The 18,076-nt window shown below is 58.3% G+C and carries 18 protein-coding genes; 9 read left to right on the forward strand and 9 right to left on the reverse strand.

The window, feature by feature from the left end; all coding sequences use genetic code 11:
- Nucleotide 1: 1 nt before the first annotated feature.
- The 3 genes from rimM to ffh form a co-directional block, all read right to left on the reverse strand.
- Nucleotides 2-538 carry a ribosome maturation factor RimM gene (gene rimM, locus CD175_RS13755; protein WP_007972729.1) on the reverse strand — a complete coding sequence of 179 codons (537 nt, stop codon included), beginning with the start codon at nucleotides 536-538 and terminating at the stop codon, nucleotides 2-4.
- Nucleotides 539-543: 5 nt separating this feature from the next.
- Complete coding sequence (rpsP, locus tag CD175_RS13760) at nucleotides 544-795, reverse strand: 30S ribosomal protein S16 (protein ID WP_007972721.1); 252 nt, start codon at nucleotides 793-795, stop codon at nucleotides 544-546.
- Nucleotides 796-1,045: 250 nt separating this feature from the next.
- The gene (gene ffh, locus CD175_RS13765; protein WP_104449305.1) at nucleotides 1,046-2,422 is read right to left on the reverse strand and encodes a signal recognition particle protein; all 1,377 of its coding nucleotides are present in this window, start codon (nucleotides 2,420-2,422) and stop codon (nucleotides 1,046-1,048) included.
- 210 nt (nucleotides 2,423-2,632) lie between these two features.
- On the opposite strand from ffh, the gene CD175_RS13770 reads away from it, so the two are divergent.
- From CD175_RS13770 to rlmF, 6 genes are all read left to right on the forward strand, one after another.
- The gene (locus CD175_RS13770) at nucleotides 2,633-3,445 is read left to right on the forward strand and encodes a cytochrome C assembly family protein (protein WP_104449306.1); all 813 of its coding nucleotides are present in this window, start codon (nucleotides 2,633-2,635) and stop codon (nucleotides 3,443-3,445) included.
- A 12-nt stretch (nucleotides 3,446-3,457) separates the two neighbouring features.
- Nucleotides 3,458-4,699, forward strand: a complete 1,242-nt coding sequence (locus tag CD175_RS13775; RefSeq protein WP_104449307.1) for a transporter associated domain-containing protein — start codon at nucleotides 3,458-3,460, stop codon at nucleotides 4,697-4,699.
- A gap of 241 nt (nucleotides 4,700-4,940) precedes the next feature.
- Nucleotides 4,941-6,257: an MFS transporter gene (locus CD175_RS13780; RefSeq protein WP_104449308.1), complete on the forward strand. Its 1,317-nt coding sequence runs from the start codon at nucleotides 4,941-4,943 to the stop codon at nucleotides 6,255-6,257.
- A gap of 230 nt (nucleotides 6,258-6,487) precedes the next feature.
- Nucleotides 6,488-9,334: a valine--tRNA ligase gene (locus tag CD175_RS13785; protein WP_007972710.1), complete on the forward strand. Its 2,847-nt coding sequence runs from the start codon at nucleotides 6,488-6,490 to the stop codon at nucleotides 9,332-9,334.
- A gap of 166 nt (nucleotides 9,335-9,500) precedes the next feature.
- Nucleotides 9,501-9,980 carry a hypothetical protein gene (locus tag CD175_RS31085; RefSeq protein ID WP_146094578.1) on the forward strand — a complete coding sequence of 160 codons (480 nt, stop codon included), beginning with the start codon at nucleotides 9,501-9,503 and terminating at the stop codon, nucleotides 9,978-9,980.
- A 228-nt stretch (nucleotides 9,981-10,208) separates the two neighbouring features.
- Nucleotides 10,209-11,234: a 23S rRNA (adenine(1618)-N(6))-methyltransferase RlmF gene (gene rlmF / locus CD175_RS13795; protein WP_104449310.1), complete on the forward strand. Its 1,026-nt coding sequence runs from the start codon at nucleotides 10,209-10,211 to the stop codon at nucleotides 11,232-11,234.
- 155 nt (nucleotides 11,235-11,389) lie between these two features.
- On the opposite strand, the gene CD175_RS13800 is transcribed toward rlmF, so the two are convergent.
- Together CD175_RS13800 and CD175_RS13805 are read right to left on the reverse strand one after the other, a co-directional pair.
- Complete coding sequence (locus CD175_RS13800) at nucleotides 11,390-11,827, reverse strand: DUF3757 domain-containing protein (RefSeq protein ID WP_104449311.1); 438 nt, start codon at nucleotides 11,825-11,827, stop codon at nucleotides 11,390-11,392.
- A 302-nt stretch (nucleotides 11,828-12,129) separates the two neighbouring features.
- Nucleotides 12,130-12,411, reverse strand: a complete 282-nt coding sequence (locus tag CD175_RS13805) for an HU family DNA-binding protein (RefSeq protein WP_007905514.1) — start codon at nucleotides 12,409-12,411, stop codon at nucleotides 12,130-12,132.
- A 475-nt stretch (nucleotides 12,412-12,886) separates the two neighbouring features.
- On the opposite strand from CD175_RS13805, the gene yejK reads away from it, so the two are divergent.
- Nucleotides 12,887-13,891: a nucleoid-associated protein YejK gene (gene yejK / locus CD175_RS13810; RefSeq protein ID WP_104449312.1), complete on the forward strand. Its 1,005-nt coding sequence runs from the start codon at nucleotides 12,887-12,889 to the stop codon at nucleotides 13,889-13,891.
- Complete coding sequence (locus CD175_RS13815; RefSeq protein ID WP_104449313.1) at nucleotides 13,891-14,241, forward strand: glutaredoxin family protein; 351 nt, start codon at nucleotides 13,891-13,893, stop codon at nucleotides 14,239-14,241. Before yejK ends, CD175_RS13815 begins: the two co-directional genes overlap by 1 nt.
- A gap of 128 nt (nucleotides 14,242-14,369) precedes the next feature.
- Here CD175_RS13815 and CD175_RS13820 read toward each other — a convergent pair whose 3' ends face one another.
- The 4 genes from CD175_RS13820 to CD175_RS13835 form a co-directional block, all read right to left on the reverse strand.
- Nucleotides 14,370-15,305, reverse strand: a complete 936-nt coding sequence (locus tag CD175_RS13820; RefSeq protein ID WP_104449314.1) for a glutathione S-transferase family protein — start codon at nucleotides 15,303-15,305, stop codon at nucleotides 14,370-14,372.
- Between the two features lie 84 nt (nucleotides 15,306-15,389).
- Nucleotides 15,390-15,674, reverse strand: coding sequence for a GIY-YIG nuclease family protein (locus CD175_RS13825; protein ID WP_104449315.1), 285 nt, complete (start codon nucleotides 15,672-15,674; stop codon nucleotides 15,390-15,392).
- Between the two features lie 40 nt (nucleotides 15,675-15,714).
- Nucleotides 15,715-16,185 (reverse strand): nuclear transport factor 2 family protein, encoded by a 471-nt coding sequence (locus CD175_RS13830; protein ID WP_104449446.1) that lies wholly within the window; start codon nucleotides 16,183-16,185, stop codon nucleotides 15,715-15,717.
- 110 nt (nucleotides 16,186-16,295) lie between these two features.
- Nucleotides 16,296-16,919 (reverse strand): response regulator, encoded by a 624-nt coding sequence (locus CD175_RS13835; RefSeq protein ID WP_104449316.1) that lies wholly within the window; start codon nucleotides 16,917-16,919, stop codon nucleotides 16,296-16,298.
- Between the two features lie 357 nt (nucleotides 16,920-17,276).
- On the opposite strand from CD175_RS13835, the gene CD175_RS13840 reads away from it, so the two are divergent.
- Nucleotides 17,277-17,993 carry a fimbria/pilus chaperone family protein gene (locus tag CD175_RS13840; protein ID WP_104449317.1) on the forward strand — a complete coding sequence of 239 codons (717 nt, stop codon included), beginning with the start codon at nucleotides 17,277-17,279 and terminating at the stop codon, nucleotides 17,991-17,993.
- Nucleotides 17,994-18,076: the final 83 nt, after the last annotated feature.

The following is an 18,076-nucleotide window of genomic DNA, read 5'->3' on the forward strand; positions in this document are numbered from 1 at the left end:
CTTAGAAATCCGCGTCCCAATCCACCTTCATCTCGCCTGCTGCCAGGTCGACAGCCAACACGCATTGCTCGGTATAGGGCAACAGGCGTTCGCGATCATCCAGGCTGCCAGCGCAAGGCTTGACCACCATGACATCGTTCGAGCCGGTCTCCAGCAGGTGATCGATCTTCCCGAACAGTTGCCCGAGGGTGTCGATGACCTTGAGACCTTCCAGCTGGTACCAGTAGTACTCGCCGTCGGTCAGTTCAGGGAACAGGTTGCGCGGCACGCAGATCTCATAACCGGCCAGAAGACGAGCTTCTTCACGATCATCGAGACCCTTGAGCTTTGCGACCAGGAACTTGTCATTCCCGCGTCCGCTGACCAGCTCTACCTGCTTTACATTGCCGTCACGCTTGAGCGTCCAGGTTTTGTAATCCAGCAGGTTCTTAATCGGATCAGTAAAGGAATACACCTTCACTTCGCCGCGAACGCCGTGAACAGAATAAATCTTGCCGATAACGATCAAATCATCAGCAACAGCTGGCGTCGCGTTCATATTGCTCAGGCCGCAGCCTTAGCAGATTCCTTCAACAACTGAGCAACGCGCTCAGAAGGTTGTGCACCAACGCTCAGCCAGTAGGCTACGCGCTCTTGGTTCACGGACAGACGAACTTCCTGACCACGGGCAACAGGGTTGAAGTAGCCAACCTGTTCCTTGTGCGAACCGTCGCGCGGGTTGCGGCTGTCGGTTACGGTCAAGTGGTAAAACGGGCGCTTTTTGGAGCCGCCAAGGGCAAGACGGATTGTTAGCATGTGAACATCGTTCCTGTAGTCGGTGCTGCAAATCTAAAGGCACAGCGGGCATGGGTGCCCGAAAGGCCGCATATTCTAAGGAATATCCGGACTTTTGCAAATGACTTTTTCCGGCGGTCTATCGGCCGCCATGCAGATTTGCTATAGAGCCGTCGTTGAAAACGGCCGGTCAGCTCCCGCCAAGTGCGGGTTTGCTGTGTATCCCACGTCCGTGTGGGTTAGCGCCGGTGCGACGACCGGCGCGAATTCTTTACATTTTTGGCATGCCGCCGCCGGGTAGCATTCCGCCCATGCCGCGCATCATCTTGGCCATTCCGCCTTTTGCAGAGAACTTCTTCATCATCTTCTGCATCTGCTTGTGCTGCTTGATCAAGCGGCCGATGTCCTGCACCTGGGTGCCGGAACCCATGGCGATCCGGCGCTTGCGCGAACCGCTGATCATCTCGGGGTCGCGGCGCTCGGCCGGGGTCATGGAGTTGATGATGGCTTCCATCTGCTTGAATTGCTTCTCTGCCGCACCCTGGGCGTTGCCCATTTGCGCCAGGTTCACGCCACCCATGTTCGGCAGCTTGTCCATGAGCCCGCCGAGGCCGCCCATGTTCTTCATCTGTTGCAACTGATCGCGGAAGTCTTCGAGGTCGAAGCCCTTGCCCTTCTTCAGTTTCTTGGCCAGCTTGTCGGCCTTGTCCTTGTCGAGGGTCGCTTCCGCCTGCTCGATAAGGCTGAGCACGTCGCCCATGCCGAGGATGCGCGAGGCGATACGCTCAGGGTGGAACGGATCGAGCGCTTCGCTCTTCTCGCCCATACCGATGAACTTGATCGGCTTGCCGGTGATGGCGCGCACCGACAGCGCGGCACCGCCACGGGCGTCGCCGTCGACCTTGGTCAGGATCACGCCGGTCAGCGGCAATGCATCGCCGAAGGCCTTGGCCGTGTTGGCGGCGTCCTGGCCGGTCATGGCGTCGACCACGAACAGGGTTTCGACCGGGTTGATCGCGGCGTGCAGCGCCTTGATCTCGCCCATCATCTCTTCATCAATGTGCAGGCGACCGGCGGTGTCGACGATGACCACATCGATGAATTTGAGTTTTGCTTCCTTAATAGCCGCATTGGCGATGTCGACCGGCTTCTGGCTCAGGTCCGACGGGAAGAAGGTCACGCCGATGTCGTTGGCCAGGGTTTCCAGCTGCTTGATCGCCGCCGGACGGTAAACGTCGGCGGACACGACCATGACCGACTTCTTCTTGCGCTCTTTAAGGAAGCGCGCGAGCTTGCCGGCGGTGGTGGTTTTACCAGCGCCCTGCAAACCGGCCATGAGGATGACCGCTGGCGGCACTGCGCTCAGGTTCAGGTCTTCGTTGGCCACGCCCATCAGGCTTTCGAGTTCGGCCTGGACGATCTTCACGAAGGCCTGGCCCGGCGTCAGGCTGCGCGACACCTCGGTACCGACGGCACGCTCCTTGACCGAATTGACGAAGTCCTTGACCACCGGCAGGGCGACGTCGGCTTCGAGCAACGCCATGCGCACTTCACGCAGGGTGTCTTTGATGTTGTCTTCAGTCAGCTTGGCCTTGCCAGTGACATGGCGCAGCGTCTGCGAGAGACGGTCGGTTAAGTTTTCAAACATTGCGCGATCCTTTCAGGCCCTGTGTAGACCGGGATAATGGCGGCCCGGACCGGACTAAACGTGTGCTCGGCGAGCCTGCGGCGTGGGCAGGTCGCGGATTATAGCGAAGACTGTGGCCGGCGGACACCTCGCCGTCGGGTCGCGCGGTCTTTCGTGTGGCAGGGGTTCTATGCCAAACTCAGCGACTTTCGGGCTTGCCTAACAGGATTTATGCTCCCCTTGTCACCCAGCTTGCTAACTACCCTCGCCGCCGCCTGCTTGTATGCCGCTGCGACCATTTACCAGGGCACTCACCTGGCGTCCGGCGCCAAGGTCAACAAACGCCTGCTGGTCATGCTCGGCGTGCTCGCCGTATTGGCCCACAGCATCAGCCTGCTCACCCACCTGCTGACCCCGACCGGCCTGGCCCTGGACTTCTTCAGTGCCGCCAGCCTGATTGCCGTGGCGGTCATCGCTCTGACCCTGCTGGCCTGCTCGCGGATTCCGGTAGAGAACCTGCTGGTCCTGCTGTTCCCGCTTGGGGCCTTGACCGTGATGCTGGCGCATTTTGCCCCCGCCGGCACGGTACAGGTCATCGATGAGGAGCCGGGCATCCTCGCCCACATCCTGCTTTCGATTCTGGCCTATGGCATGTTCACCATCGCGGTGTTCCAGTCCTTGCTGCTGCTGGTTCAAGACCACCAGCTCAAGCACAAGCACCCCTCCGGGCTGATCAAGAACTTCCCGCCGCTGCAAACCATGGAAAGCCTGCTGTTCGGTTTTCTCTGGGCCGGCTGGACGCTGTTGTCGCTGTCGCTGATTTCCGGCTGGCTGTTCGTCGAGAACCTGTTCGCCCAGCATCTGGTGCACAAAACCCTGCTGGCCTGCCTGGCCTGGGTTGTTTTCAGCGTGCTGCTGTGGGGACGCAATCGCCTCGGCTGGCGTGGGCACAAAGCCATTCGCTGGACCCTGGCCGGCTTTTGCCTGCTGATGCTGGCGTACTTCGGCAGCAAGCTGGTTCGTGAATACATCCTGCATATCTGACGGGCGGCATTAATGGACGACTTGCCCATAGGGCCGATGCTCGCGGTAGTGACCCTGCTGGTTTTATGGTCGGGGCTGTTTACCGCCATCGAAGCGGCGCACCAGCATTTGCTGGCCCAGCGCACCGCAACGCGTTCCAGCGACAAACCGGTGGCGGAACTCAGCTTCCCTCTGGCCAGCCTGATTTTTTGCAACACACTGTGCCGTGCACTCGTGGTGGTCATCAGCACCTTGCTGGCCATTTTCACCTGGGCCGAGAACGGCCCGTGGGTCGCCTGCCTCGGGGCGGGCGCCGTGTTGCTGGTGTTTTCCGACTACTTGCCACGCACCCTCGCCGCTCGCTATCCGGATGCGATCCTGGCCCAGGGCAACAACCTGCTGCGGTTGCCGCTGAAAATCATCTATCCCGCGGCATGGCTGCTCACCAGCATCAGCCGGTTGCTGACGCGCCCATTCGTCCGTAAAGCCAAAGTGGTGCAACAAAGTGAGGACGAAACGCTGACGGAGCGGCATGCACCCTCCGAAACTGTAAGCCGCCCTCACCCGCTGCCAGGCATCCACGCGCTGGACAACATCACCGTCAATGACATCCTGGTACCGCGCAGCGACGTGGACGGCATCAATCTCGATGACTCCATCGAAGAAATCATCGAGCAATTGCGCCACAACAAGCGCACGCGCCTGCCGGTGTTCCACAGCGATATCAACCAGGTCGAAGCCGTCCTCAACACCCGGCACATCCTGCACTTGCTGCCCGATGCGAGCCTGACCAGGGAAGCCTTGCTGGCGGCCAGCCACGAGCCGTACTTCGTGCCGGAAAGCACCCCGCTGCAACTGCAACTGCTCAACTTCCACAAACAGCAACGACGCCTGGGCATGGTGGTCGATGAATACGGCGAAGTGCTGGGCATCGTCACCCTGGAAGACATTCTCGAAGAAATCGTCGGCGAGTTCGAAAGCCAGCACAGCCTGGACAACCCGCACATTCATCCCCAAGCCGACGGACGCCTGGTGATCGATGGAGCCGCGTCCATCCGCGAATTGAACAAGAGCCTCGGCTGGCACCTGCCCAGCGATGGCCCGAAAACCCTGAACGGCTTGGTCACCGAAGCACTGGAAACCATCCCGGACTGCCCTGTATGCCTGAAAATCGGCCGCTATCGACTGGAAATTCTCGCGACTGAGGACAATCGTGTCACGCGGGTGTTGATTTGGCCTACCAACCCGGCTCTCGCTGCTTTACCCGCCCGTTAGATTGTTGAAAGATCGCAGCCTGCGGCAGCTCCTACATTGGAACGCGTTTCCCCTGTAGGAGCTGCCGCAGGCTGCGATCTTTTGCGCTTGTTGAATCGTTAGCCACCTTCCTATAATCGAACCGCTTACCCAAGCCCCGCCACACCCTGTGCCACCCGCACTCTGCGTTAAGCCCACATCCCTGGGTTCTCGACCATAATAATTCGCTCCACTGGGGCACATGACTGTCAGGGATCACCGCATGACGACCAGCACGACTTACAGCGACTCCACACCTGCACAACCGACGAACTCCGCTACCCGCGTGGCCACTGCGAGCTTCATCGGTACCGCCATCGAGTTCTACGATTTCTATGCCTATGCCACCGCTGCGGCGCTGGTGATTGGCCCGGTGTTCTTTCCACAGACATCTGGCACCGCCCAGATGCTGTCGGCGTTTCTCACGTTCGGCATCGCCTTCCTCGCGCGCCCCTTGGGTTCGGCCCTTTTCGGTCACTTCGGCGACCGTATCGGCCGCAAGTCGACCCTGGTCGCCTCGTTGCTGCTGATGGGCGTGTGCACCACGCTGATCGGCGTGCTGCCGGGATACGACAGCATTGGCGCCTGGGCACCGATCCTGCTGTGCGTCCTGCGCTTCGGCCAGGGCCTGGGGCTGGGCGGTGAATGGGGTGGCGCGGCATTGCTGGCCACGGAGAACGCGCCGAAAGGCAAGCGCGCCTGGTTCGGCATGTTCCCGCAGCTGGGTCCCTCCATTGGCTTCCTGGCGGCCAACGGCCTGTTCCTGACCCTGGCCGTGGTGCTGGACGATGAACAGTTCCGCTCATGGGGCTGGCGTATTCCGTTCCTGCTCAGCGCTGCACTGGTGATGGTCGGCCTGTACGTGCGCCTCAAGCTGCATGAAACCCCGGTATTCGCCAACGCCATGGCGCGCCAGGAACGGGTGAAAATCCCGCTGTTCGAGCTGTTCGGCCAGTACTGGGCGCCCGTGTTGCTGGGCGCCGGCGCGATGGTGGTGTGCTACGCGCTGTTTTACATCTCCACGGTGTTTTCCCTGAGTTACGGCGTTGCAACGCTCGGCTACAGCCGCGAAACCTTTCTCGGTCTGTTGTGCTTCGCAGTGCTGTTCATGGCGGCCGCCACCCCGCTGTCGGCCTGGGCCAGCGACCGTTACGGGCGCAAGCCGGTGCTGATCATCGGTGGCGTGCTGGCGATCCTGTCCGGCTTCCTTATGGAACCGCTGCTGACCCAAGGTTCGACCTGGGGTGTGGCGTTGTTCCTGTGCATCGAACTGTTTCTGATGGGCGTGACATTTGCGCCCATGGGCGCGCTGCTGCCGGAGCTGTTTCCGACCCATGTGCGTTACACCGGCGCCTCGGCGGCCTACAACCTGGGCGGTATCGTGGGCGCCTCCGCAGCGCCGTTCTTCGCCCAGAAACTGGTGGCGATGGGCGGGCTGAGCTACGTCGGCGGTTATGTGTCCGGGGCGGCGGTGCTGAGTTTGATTGCGGTGCTGTGCCTGAAGGAAACGCGGCATAACGATTTGAATCGGGTTGCCTGACAGATCGCTTTCGCGGGCAAGCCCGCTCCCACAGGTCTTTTGTCGAACCACTATTTTATGATCGACACTGATCCTGTGGGAGCAGGCTTGCCCGCGAAGGCTCCCTCCCAGACCAAACACCCACCACAACTTTTCCCCCGCCCATTGTCACCTCGCTCTACGCGCATCGGCTCATCCCCGCTATACTTCCCGGCTTTTCCTGAATAAATGCCAATAGGGTCCCGCCGCGCATGGATAAGACCTACCAGCCGCACGCCATTGAAACTTCCTGGTACAACACCTGGGAGTCAGAGAATTACTTCGCCCCGCAAGGCGCGGGCGAGTCCTACACCATCATGATCCCGCCGCCGAACGTCACCGGCAGCCTGCACATGGGTCATGGCTTCAACAACGCGATCATGGACGCCCTGATCCGTTTCCGCCGCATGCAGGGTCGCAACACCCTGTGGCAGCCGGGCACCGACCACGCCGGTATCGCCACGCAGATGCTGGTTGAGCGTCAGCTCGAAGCCAAGGGCCAGAGCCGCCATGACCTGGGTCGCGAAAAATTCCTCGAGAAAGTCTGGGAGTGGAAGGATGAGTCCGGTGGCAACATCAGCCGCCAGATCCGTCGCCTCGGTTCGTCCGTCGACTGGAGCCGCGAGCGCTTCACCATGGACGACGGCCTCTCGGAAGCCGTTAAAGAAGCCTTCGTACGCCTGCACGAAGACGGCCTGATCTACCGCGGCAAGCGCCTGGTCAACTGGGACACCAAGCTGCACACGGCGATTTCCGACCTCGAAGTGGAGAACCACGACGAGAAAGGTTTCCTGTGGAACCTGAAATATCCGCTGGCCGACGGCGCCAAGACGGCTGAAGGCAACGATTTCCTGATCGTCGCGACCACTCGCCCGGAAACCATGCTCGGCGACTCCGCCGTGGCCGTGAACCCGAACGATGAACGCTACAAAGCTCTGATCGGCAAATTTGTCGAGCTGCCACTCGTTGGCCGCCGCATCCCGATCATCGCCGACGATTACTGCGACCCTGAATTCGGCACCGGCTGCGTGAAAATCACCCCGGCCCACGATTTCAACGACTACGAAGTCGGCAAGCGTCACAACCTGCCGCTGCTGAACATCTTCGACAAGAACGCAGCGGTCCTGCCGGCTTGCCAGGTGTTCAACCTCGACGGCACGCTGAATGAAACCATCGACGGCAAGATCCCGGCCGAATACGCCGGTCTCGACCGCTTCGAAGCGCGCAAGCAGATCGTGGCCGCGTTCGACGCTGCCGGCCTGTTGGTCAGCGTTGACGATCACGCCCTGAAAGTGCCGAAAGGCGACCGCTCCGGCACCGTCATCGAGCCGTGGCTGACCGACCAGTGGTACGTGTCCACCAAGCCTTTGGCCGAGCCTGCGATCGCCGCCGTTGAAGACGGCCGCATCCAGTTCGTGCCGAAACAGTACGAAAACATGTACTTCTCGTGGATGCGCGACATCCAGGACTGGTGCATCAGCCGTCAACTCTGGTGGGGCCACCGCATTCCGGCCTGGTACGACGAGTCGGGCAAGGTCTACGTCGGTCGCGACGAAGCCGAAGTGCGTGCCAAGCACAACCTCGGCCCGGACGTTGCCCTGCAACAGGACAATGACGTTCTCGACACCTGGTTCAGCTCGGGCCTATGGACCTTCTCCACCCTCGGCTGGCCTGAAAAAACCGAGTTCCTGAAGAAATTCCACTCCACCGACGTCCTGGTGACTGGCTTCGACATCATTTTCTTCTGGGTTGCCCGGATGATCATGCTCACCATGCACCTGGTGAAAAACGAAGACGGCACGCCGCAGGTCCCGTTCAAGACCGTGTACGTTCACGGCCTGGTGCGTGACGGCCAGGGCCAGAAGATGTCCAAGTCCAAGGGCAACGTCCTGGACCCGCTGGACATCATCGACGGTATCGAGCTCGAAGCCCTGGTGCAGAAGCGCACCTCCGGCATGATGCAGCCGAAACTGGCGAAGAAGATCGAGAAGCAGACCCGCGACGAGTTCGCCGAAGGCATCGCCAGCTACGGCACCGACGCCCTGCGCTTCACCTTCTGCTCGCTGGCGTCCACCGGCCGTGACATCAAGTTCGACATGGGCCGCGTCGAGGGCTATCGCAACTTCTGCAACAAGATCTGGAACGCGGCGCGCTACGTGCTGGACAAGGGCGAAGACTGCGGCCAGAACGGCGAAGCCTATGAGCTGTCGCTGGCGGATCGCTGGATCATTTCGCAGCTGCAACGCACCGAAGCCGAAGTGACCCGCCAACTCGACCAGTTCCGTTTCGACCTGGCGGCACAAGCGCTGTACGAGTTCATCTGGAACCAGTACTGCGACTGGTACCTGGAACTGTCCAAGCCTGTGCTGTGGGACGAAAACGCTCCGGTTGAACGCCAGCGCGGCACCCGTCGCACCCTGGTGCGCGTACTGGAAGTCGCCCTGCGCCTGGCGCACCCGTTCATGCCGTTCATCACCGAAGAAATCTGGCAGCGCATCGCGCCGCTGGCCGGCATCGAAGGCAAGACGATCATGCTGCAGCCTTGGCCGGTGGCCAACGAAACCCGCATCGATCAGGCGGCCGAAGACGACATCGAATGGCTCAAGGGCCTGATGCTCGGTACCCGTAACATCCGTGGCGAAATGAACATCGGCCCGGGCAAACCGCTGCCGCTGTTCCTGAAGAACGTCAGCGCCGAGGATCAGCGTCGCCTGACCGAGAACGAAGCCCTGCTGAAGAAGCTGGCGCGCCTCGAATCGATCACCGTGCTGGCTGCCGGCGAAGAAGCACCACTGTCCGCCACCGCACTGGTCGGCGAGATGGAAGTGCTGGTGCCGATGGCCGGCCTGATCGACAAAGGTGCGGAACTGGCGCGTCTGGACAAGGAAATCCAGCGTCTGCAAGGTGAAGTGCAACGAGTCGGCGGCAAGCTGTCCAACGCCGGTTTCGTCGACAAGGCGCCCGCCGAAGTCATCGAAAAGGAACGCGCCAAACTGGCCGAGGCCGAACAGGCCCTGGGCAAGCTGGCCGAGCAGCACGCGCGGATTGCCAGTTTGTAAATTTTAATTCGCCGCTTGCACATAAAATGCCCCGATCTTCGGGGCATTTTTTTGATAATTACCAAACGTGTAAATAGTTTCTTATCACTTTTCACTTCGCTAATATCAACACTCCAAACACATCAACAACTTCCATACTAAACATCTCTGAAAAAGGATTTTCAGCATGAGCACCAATCGTCAAAAATCTTTTCTTGCCACGTTAAGCTTTGGCAATAAACCCATAGGGTTGATTTCACATCCCGGCAATTCAGTTCCAGTTTTGAGCCAAAAGCTTACGGGTGAAGCAGACGTTTTTTATTTCCGATGCGCGGACGATGCGTACACACTTTACATCCGATCTAAGGGTGACTATTTCGGCAAGGCAATAGGCCGTAGCGGAAAATTCTTCACTTGCGGCGCATCGCACGACTCAGAAACATTAAAAATCGTCAACAAGGAAGGCACAACACTCACCTTGGATGAGCTGAATAGCGATAACGAAAAAGTATATTTGCGCACTCGTAGTGACGAGCGCGTCAATGCTGAATTTATATTCCTTGAAGGGGGCGCAAGACTGCTCGCAAATGGCCAAGTCAATATAACCCTTGACCTTAACATTATGGAACGCAATACGCCTTACCTTAGCGACCCAGACGAAATTTAAAATTATTTGCTCAAACTCTAGATAGTTAGCCCCTAACAACCAGGGGCTAACGCCAATGCAGATAAAACCAGGCGACGACAAGGTATTTTAAAGTCTAAACGGCGTCGGAGCTTTTTAAAAAAACATGCACCATGGAGTAGGGGTGCCCAACGCTCAATCAGGCACGTGAGATTCTCATTTGTGGGAGAATGGGCGTCATATTGAACCACCTCCTGAATCGACGCCCCCATGACCGCCCCCAGCAAACCCAAAGCACCGCGCAAGCAGCCAAATCCTCCAACGCCTTCTGTGGCGCCGCGTGAAAAAGCCAGCCTGCACCCGCGCAATCGCCATCAGGGCCGCTACGACTTTCCGGCGCTGATCAAAAGCACGCCGGAACTGAAAAAATTCGTGATCGTCAATCCGTACGGCAAGGAAAGCATCGACTTCGCCAGCCCGGAGGCCGTGCGGGTGTTCAACCGGGCGCTGCTCAAGTCGTTCTATGGCATCGCTCACTGGGACATTCCGGCCGACTACCTGTGCCCGCCAGTGCCAGGCCGTGCCGATTACGTGCACTTCCTCGCCGACCTGCTGGCCAGCGGGAATGACGGAGCGATCCCTCGTGGTGCTGCCGTGAAGGTGCTGGACATCGGCATGGGCGCCAACTGCGTGTATCCGCTGATCGGTTACAGCGATTATCGCTGGCAATTCCTTGGCTCCGACATCGATGCGACCGCCATCGCCGCGGCGAAGGCCATCATTCAATCCAATGGCCTGAACAAGGCGATCCAGGTTCGCCAGCAGAGCAACCCCAAGCAGATCCTCACAGGCCTGCTGGAGAGCGCAGAGCGGTTCGACCTGACCATGTGCAACCCGCCATTCCACGCCTCGCTGGACGAGGCCACGCGGGGCAGTACGCGCAAATGGCGAGCCCTGGGCAAGGCCGATCCGAAACGCAAGCTGCCGGTGCTGAACTTTGGCGGGCAGGCGGCGGAACTGTGGTGCGAGGGTGGGGAAGTGCGTTTCGTCACGCAACTGGTCAGCGAGAGCGTGCAGGTGGCGCAACAAGTGCTGTGGTTCAGCACTCTGGTGTCAAAAGCATCGAACCTGCCGGCGATCCAGACGGCCCTGACCAAGGCCGGCGCGCTGGACAGTCGGGTGGTGGAAATGGGTCAGGGACAGAAGCAGAGCCGCTTCGTCGCCTGGACCTTCCAGACCCAAGCGCAGCAACGGGCCTGGCGTCAGGCGCGATGGTCGAAGACTACAGCTGAGTAAAAAGTTAAACGCACAAAAAAGCCGTGCCCGGATGACTCCTGTACACGGCTTTTTAACAAGCCTTAGCGGTTAGCAATGTCGCTAATATCTATAATCACAAACTGCCTGAGCTTTCCGGGCAACGTCGATAACAAGCAAGTTCAGACACCTTCATTTCAGCGTTTTGTTGTACGAACAACTTCTTTGAACGCACAGGCACGTACCTCCTTGCTATCGCAGTAATACTGACCAAACCATTCCTCCCATGGCCCATTAGTATCAATGCTCACGACAGTTCCCTCTCGTTTGTATCTCATATCCAGTTCGCCTCCATTTTGCAGCATGTAACCGCAACGCAGAATTTCACCGGCTACAGCGCTGATTTCGGCCGCTATGCGAGGTGCGAATATCGCCAGTTCGAACTCACCTACCGGCCCACGCCCGGTTTGCGAAACACCGTACCATTCCCCGTCGCCACTGGCTGTCGGGGCTTTATAGACACCGATTGCCAACTCCTTGATGTCAGCAGGGCTTGGGCAGTACTCGGTCACATTGGCCAACGCCTGACCGGACACCAGAAACGATACGCACATCAACAACTTTTTAACTTTCATAAAAAACGTCCCTGTAACGAACAACTGAAATTTGGTTTTGGCTTTTACGCAAAGCCATGCGCTACGCCTAATCGATACTACCGACCCAAGGCGCACACTCAACTGTCAGTTCTGTAGGAGCGTTCGTTTTATACAGGGAGAAAAGTGTTATTCAGAACAAACGAGCTATCCCGATGAAACGCGCAGTAACAACCGCTTCCACAAATAAATTATTGCCAAAGTTTACGTTGCGTAAACTTTTTCAACGCCCATAAAAAAACCGTGCCCGGATCGCTCCGGCGCACGGTTTTTCTTAACAAGTCTTACTTGTTAACAGCGTCGGTCAGGCCTTTGGCCACAACCAGCTTGATCACTTTCTTGGCAGCGATTTCGATGGCAGCGCCAGTCGAAGGGTTGCGGCCGGTACGGGCAGGACGCTCAGTCACTTTCAGTTTGCCGATACCTGGCAGAGTGATTTCGCCGCCGTTTTCCAGCTGATCGGCAACGATTTGGCCCAGTTGGTCCAGAGCGTTACGCGCGGTGGTTTTCGGCGCGTCGATAGCTTCAGCGATGTCGGCGATCAGTTGGTCTTTAGTAAGAGCCATTTAGTGTTCCTTCCCTATCAAATTCATATGGATTGCAGAGTGCAATGTCAGCCATCGAGCCCGATCTTTTGGATCCGGCACCCTCGGCCAAATAACCTCGGGATCGGGGTTATAGATACCGAAATCAGGGTTTGGTTCGACCTGACAAATGCTGACTGCACGCTTAACGCAGTGACTTCGCGCAAGACCGGGCAAAGCTAGCACACAGACGTGGAAATATCCGCCTCTAGCTACCCATTTGGTCAGCTTTATTGCGCTAAAACAGGAAAAAAACGCATAAGCGCCGTCGGTCGCCTGCCAATTGCCCTCTATCCCTCCTGCAGGAGCTGCCGAAGGCTGCGATCTTTTGCCTTTGTATTTTTACAAACAAGATCAAAAGATCGCAGCCTTCGGCAGCTCCTACAGAGGGATGCGGGTACACTGAGCGCTTTTTCGGGGGAGCACGCCCTCCTCTCCTCATTCAGCCGAGAAGCCCATGCCGATCCGTCATTGCATCGTCCACCTGATCGACAAAAAACCCGACGGCACACCTGCAGTTCTCCACGCCCGTGAATCCGAACTGGCCGAGTCCGCGGCCATCGAGAACATGCTCGCCGACCTCAACGAAAGCTATAACGCCAAACAGGGTAAAGCCTGGGGCCTGTTCCATCCGGAATCCGGTGCATTTCCGTTCAGCGGCTGGCTGAAGGAGTACCTCGAGGGCAGCCAGGATTTCACGGCGTTCAGCCGCGTGGCGGTCGAGCACCTGCAAAAACTGATGGAGGAATCGAACCTTTCGGTCGGCGGCCACGTGCTGTTCGCACACTACCAGCAAGGCATGACCGACTACCTGGCCATTGCCCTGCTGCACCACAGCGAAGGCGTGGCCGTGACCGATGAACTGGACGTGACCCCGTCCCGTCACCTGGACCTGGGCCAACTGCACCTGGCAGCGCGGATCAACGTTTCCGAGTGGCAGAACAATAAACAATCCAAGCAGTACATTTCGTTCATCAAAGGCAAGAACGGCAAAAAGGTTTCGGAGTATTTCCGCGACTTCATCGGCTGTCAGGAAGGCGTCGACGGTCCGGGTGAAACCCGCACCCTGCTCAAGGCCTTCAGTGATTTCGTTGAAAGCGAAGACCTGCCGGAAGACGACGCCCGCGAAAAGACCAAGACCCTGGTGGATTACGCCAGCAGCCAGGCCAAGCTCGGTGAGCCGATGGGCCTGGAAGAATTGTCGGGGCTGATCGACGAAGAACGCCCGAAGGCCTTCTACGATCACATTCGCAACAAGGACTACGGCCTGTCACCGGAAATCCCGGCCGATAAACGCACCCTGAACCAGTTCCGTCGATTCACTGGCCGCGCCGAAGGCTTGTCGATCAGTTTCGAAGCACACCTGCTGGGGTCGAAGATCGAGTACGACGAAGAAGCCGGCACGTTGATCATCAAGGGCCTGCCCACTTCGCTCACCGATCAGCTGAAGCGTCGCAACTGATGCTCGGCGGCGTACTGAAAAAATTCCTGCTGATCCTGCTGGTGGTCGTGACTTACCAGAACTGGGGCAAGATCGAGCGGGTGTTCAACCCTTCGCAAGTGGTGCCAGCACAGACGCAGGCCCGGGCCAACGTCGTGCTCTACGCCACCGAATGGTGTGGTTACTGCAAGCTGACCCGGCGCTTTCTCGATCAGAAAGGCATTCCGTACAAGGAATTCGATATCGAGAAAGATGCCGTCGCGCGCAAGGACTATGAGGCCTTGGGTGGCGGAGGGATTCCGATCATCGATGTGAACGGAACCTTGATTCGCGGGTATGACCCGGATGCGATTCTGGCGGCGTTGAAATAACTGACCAGGTTCACAAAACCCTTGTGGCGAGGGAGCTTGCTCCCGCTGGACTGCGCAGCAGTCCCTCTTCAAGGGCCGCTTCGCGACCCGACGGGAGCAAGCTCCCTCGCCACAGGTGTATGTCGGTTTCAGATGGCTTCGATACGGAAACCAAACCGCGGGAAGTGCACATGCACCACGCCGCCACGCTCGTCCTTGCGCCGTAAGATCAATTCTTCGCTGCCGGCAAACAGCAACTCCCCCACCACCGGATCAACGCCATAGTCCGTGGCCGCGATCACCACCTGCTGACCCGCCGTGAATCCATTGGGATCGACGAACTGCTCATCCGGCAATGCCACTGGCGTGGACCTGCGCGCCACCTCCAGCGCCTCTTCGGACGTCATCTCGCTGGAGGCGCCATGACCAAAGCCCAATACCCGAGAGAGCCACGCATTGACTGCCGGGTAAGCGTCGACCAGCGGAGCCGTCACCGGTGTGGCCTTGAGGAACCAGAGGCAATGGGCCAGGGCAAAGTCGGCAATCGACGGTTCACCGAACAGGAAATCACCCTCTTCACGCTGCAACTGCAGCTCCAGCCGCGACATGATCGTTGGCCACTGATGTTTGGCCTGTTCGGTAGACAACTTTGTCGCGCTACCTCCACTGAACAAACCGGCACGGTCGGCCAGAAACGCCTTGATCGCTTCCGGCGATAAATTGCCAAAGCGCACCGCTATCGATTCCGGCTGGAACACCAGGCTGACCGCGTGCTGGAACACAACAGAGTCGGCCCAGGCTGCAAACGACGCGGTGATCATTTCCTGACCTTCCGGAAAGAACGCCGGCAAGGCTTTTTCCTGCTCCAGTCGCCGGGCAATCAATGCCGTATCGCAATAAATATCTGCACCGACCTGCAACACTGGCGTCTTGCGGTAGCCACCGGTCAACGCCGTAAGGTCCGGTTTGGGCATCACCGGCGAGATCTTCACCGAGCGCCATGACAAGCCCTTGAAGCCCAGCAACAGGCGGGCCTTCTCGGCAAAGAGGGACGTCGGGTAATGATGCAGAATCAACTCGGACATGCTCGGCTCCGCCGCAAGGATCAGGAATCCGCAGCTTAGCGCGCAATCAACTGGCAGCCTACAGATCTGCCTGATGGGAACTGATCAGTCAGAGTGATAAGACGCGACCAGACATTCCTTGGCGCTTTTGCGCAGTTTCTTGATCAGCCGTTCCTGGCGCAGCGCTTCGCTTTTGTCGCGACAACGTTCGGTGTAGACCAGCGCCATGGCCGGGCTGGACAGAAAGAACCGTGCACCCTTGCCACTTTGATGCTTGGCGAAGCGGCGCACGGGATCATCGCTTACTCCGCAATACAGCGAACCATTGGCCGCGCGAACGAGGTAGACGAACCAGGGCTTGTTGACGGGAGACTCGCTTGGTGTGGTCACGGCACGATCAAGGCTTGAAAGGAAACAAGCCGCGATCTTATCAGCGACCGGCCTGAAATGCCTTCAGCCCCTTCAATGCCTGGGCGCGAACGGCATTGCGCACCAGTGGCGTCCAGCCCAGAAGCAGACCTTTGAAACCCAATGCCTGACGTGACCAGGTCCAGAGATCAAAGCTGTCGTGATGCTCGCAGATTTTGCCGTCGCGAAAGACGAAGCGCGCCTGGATGTCGTTGACCACGGTGTTGCCGGTCTGGCTGAACAGATAGGTCGCCACCCAATGGGCGCCACCGGTGCGACCGTCGGCGTGAACATGATCGAAGGTCAGGGAAAAATCCTTGGCTCGAGTAGTCAGCATGCGCCACATGTCACCGGCATCGCGACCGCGAAGCTCACCGAACGCTGGGTCACTGAACACCACGTCGTCGGTGTAGCAGGCCGCCATGGCTTCGGCATCCAGGCGCTGGAAAGCCTGGTAGAAACGGGTGATCAAGGCGTTATGGGCTTCACTCATCTGCGGGTTCCCCTGGGTTTGCATAATGATTTCGAAAGAGTGCCCGCACGATAGTCTGCAAATGCATCGAACACTATCGGCATTCACGATGAAAATAACGCGATGACTATTCAGGTCATTCCGCTGTCCCGGGCGTAGGAAAAAAGATCAACGTCCGTGGAAATACCTAACCGGAGCATAGCCATTTTCTTTTGTTTACTGATGGTCGACACGCTGCGATTGAAGTGAACGGCGATTTCGCTGACGGTCATGCCATTGGCAAGCATTCGGACCACTTCGTGCTCCTTGGCAGACAAGGGTGATTCGTGAAATTGATCGCGGGTATTGGCCAACAGCGTGCGCAGGGACTTGCTGAGGTAACGGCGCCCGTCCTGCACCGCATTGATTGCCAGGGGCAACTCCGTCGCCGATGCGGTTTTGGCAACGATGCCCATCACCCCTTGCGCCAGCGCAGCCCTTGCCGTCACCACACTGGTAAACATGGTCACCAGAATGATCGGCAAGGTCGGGTAATGGCGCTGAATCGTACTCAACATCTTCAAACCATCGGCCTGCAGTCCTCCCGGCATGGAGAAGTCGGTGATCAGCAATTCGCAGGACGTACTTGAAAGCAGATTCATCAAGTTGTCGACACTGTCGGCCTCACCGACGATCACGCATCGTCGACTGGCGTTGATGAGTATGCGCAGCCCGACACGAACGACGGAATGGTCGTCAGCAATAACGACTCGCATTGTGGGATACCTCCTGCTGGTGGCGCAAAAGCGCGGAAAGTAGCGCCGTTCCTGCCCCTTCCACAACGCCTCGTAAAACCCTCTGACGTCGCCCCCCCAATGTATTCAATGGGCTAACTCTTTGCCCATCTAACAAATAGATGGTTCCTACATTGCAGTGCGCTGAAGACTACGCAGGAGGACTACACCAAAAAGAGTCCTCTTAGAAAACGCTGCGTAGTCCGCAACACTCCTTCATACACGCCCGCTCTCTTTTCGTATTAGTTGCATACCACCCAGTGACTTCGACCGATAGATTGAATCCTGTCCGCACCACCCCGGCATTTACTTTTTACGAAACGCTCAACGAGACACGTCATGACGATGTTTTCAACAATCACACGCCGCCTGCTCAATTCCGGCATCGGCACACTCGCTCTCCTGCTGACCGTACAGGCCCAGGCCGACGGCATGGTGCCGAACACTTCCGTTGTCATCGTCAACGAAGCTGATGGCGAAGCGTCCGTTACAGTAACCAACACTGATTCCACACTGGCCTTGATGCACGTCACCATCGAAGACATCCCCGAGGACACCGAGCCCCTGGCATTTGTCACGCCACCGCTGGCACGCGTCGAAGCGTCGAAAACGCAATTGGTTCGGTTCATTCTTCAAGCGGAAAAACCCCTGCTCACCCAGCGTCTGAAGCGAGTGATCTTCGAAGGCATTCCCCAAGGCAAACCTGCAATCGAAGCCGGGCATGCCCGCGTGGGTGTGACAGTGCGCCAGAATCTGCCACTGATCCTTCACCCCAAAGGCCTGGCGCCTAATCGCACGCCCTGGACCGACCTGCAATGGTCGTTGAAGGACGCGCAACTGACCGTGCGCAACGATACGCCCTACGTCGTACGTCTGGGCCAGGAAGTGACATTGTTACCTTCTGCCGGCAACGTCCTGCTACCTAAAACCTATGTATTGCCCGGTGAACACATCAGTGTTCCGGTGCCATCAGGTGCCGCCACGCAAGTGCGTTTTCAGCCGGCCACCGTCTACGGTTTCAGCGTGCCTCACCATGAGGCGCCCATCAAACTCTGAAACCACAACCACTCCACAGCGCCCTTTGAAGAACAGTGAGCGCTGATGTTTCAAGGCAACGGCCCTCTAGCCATTGCCAAGAG

The organism is Pseudomonas laurylsulfatiphila (genome assembly GCF_002934665.1).
Taxonomy (GTDB): Bacteria; Pseudomonadota; Gammaproteobacteria; order Pseudomonadales; family Pseudomonadaceae; genus Aquipseudomonas; species Aquipseudomonas laurylsulfatiphila.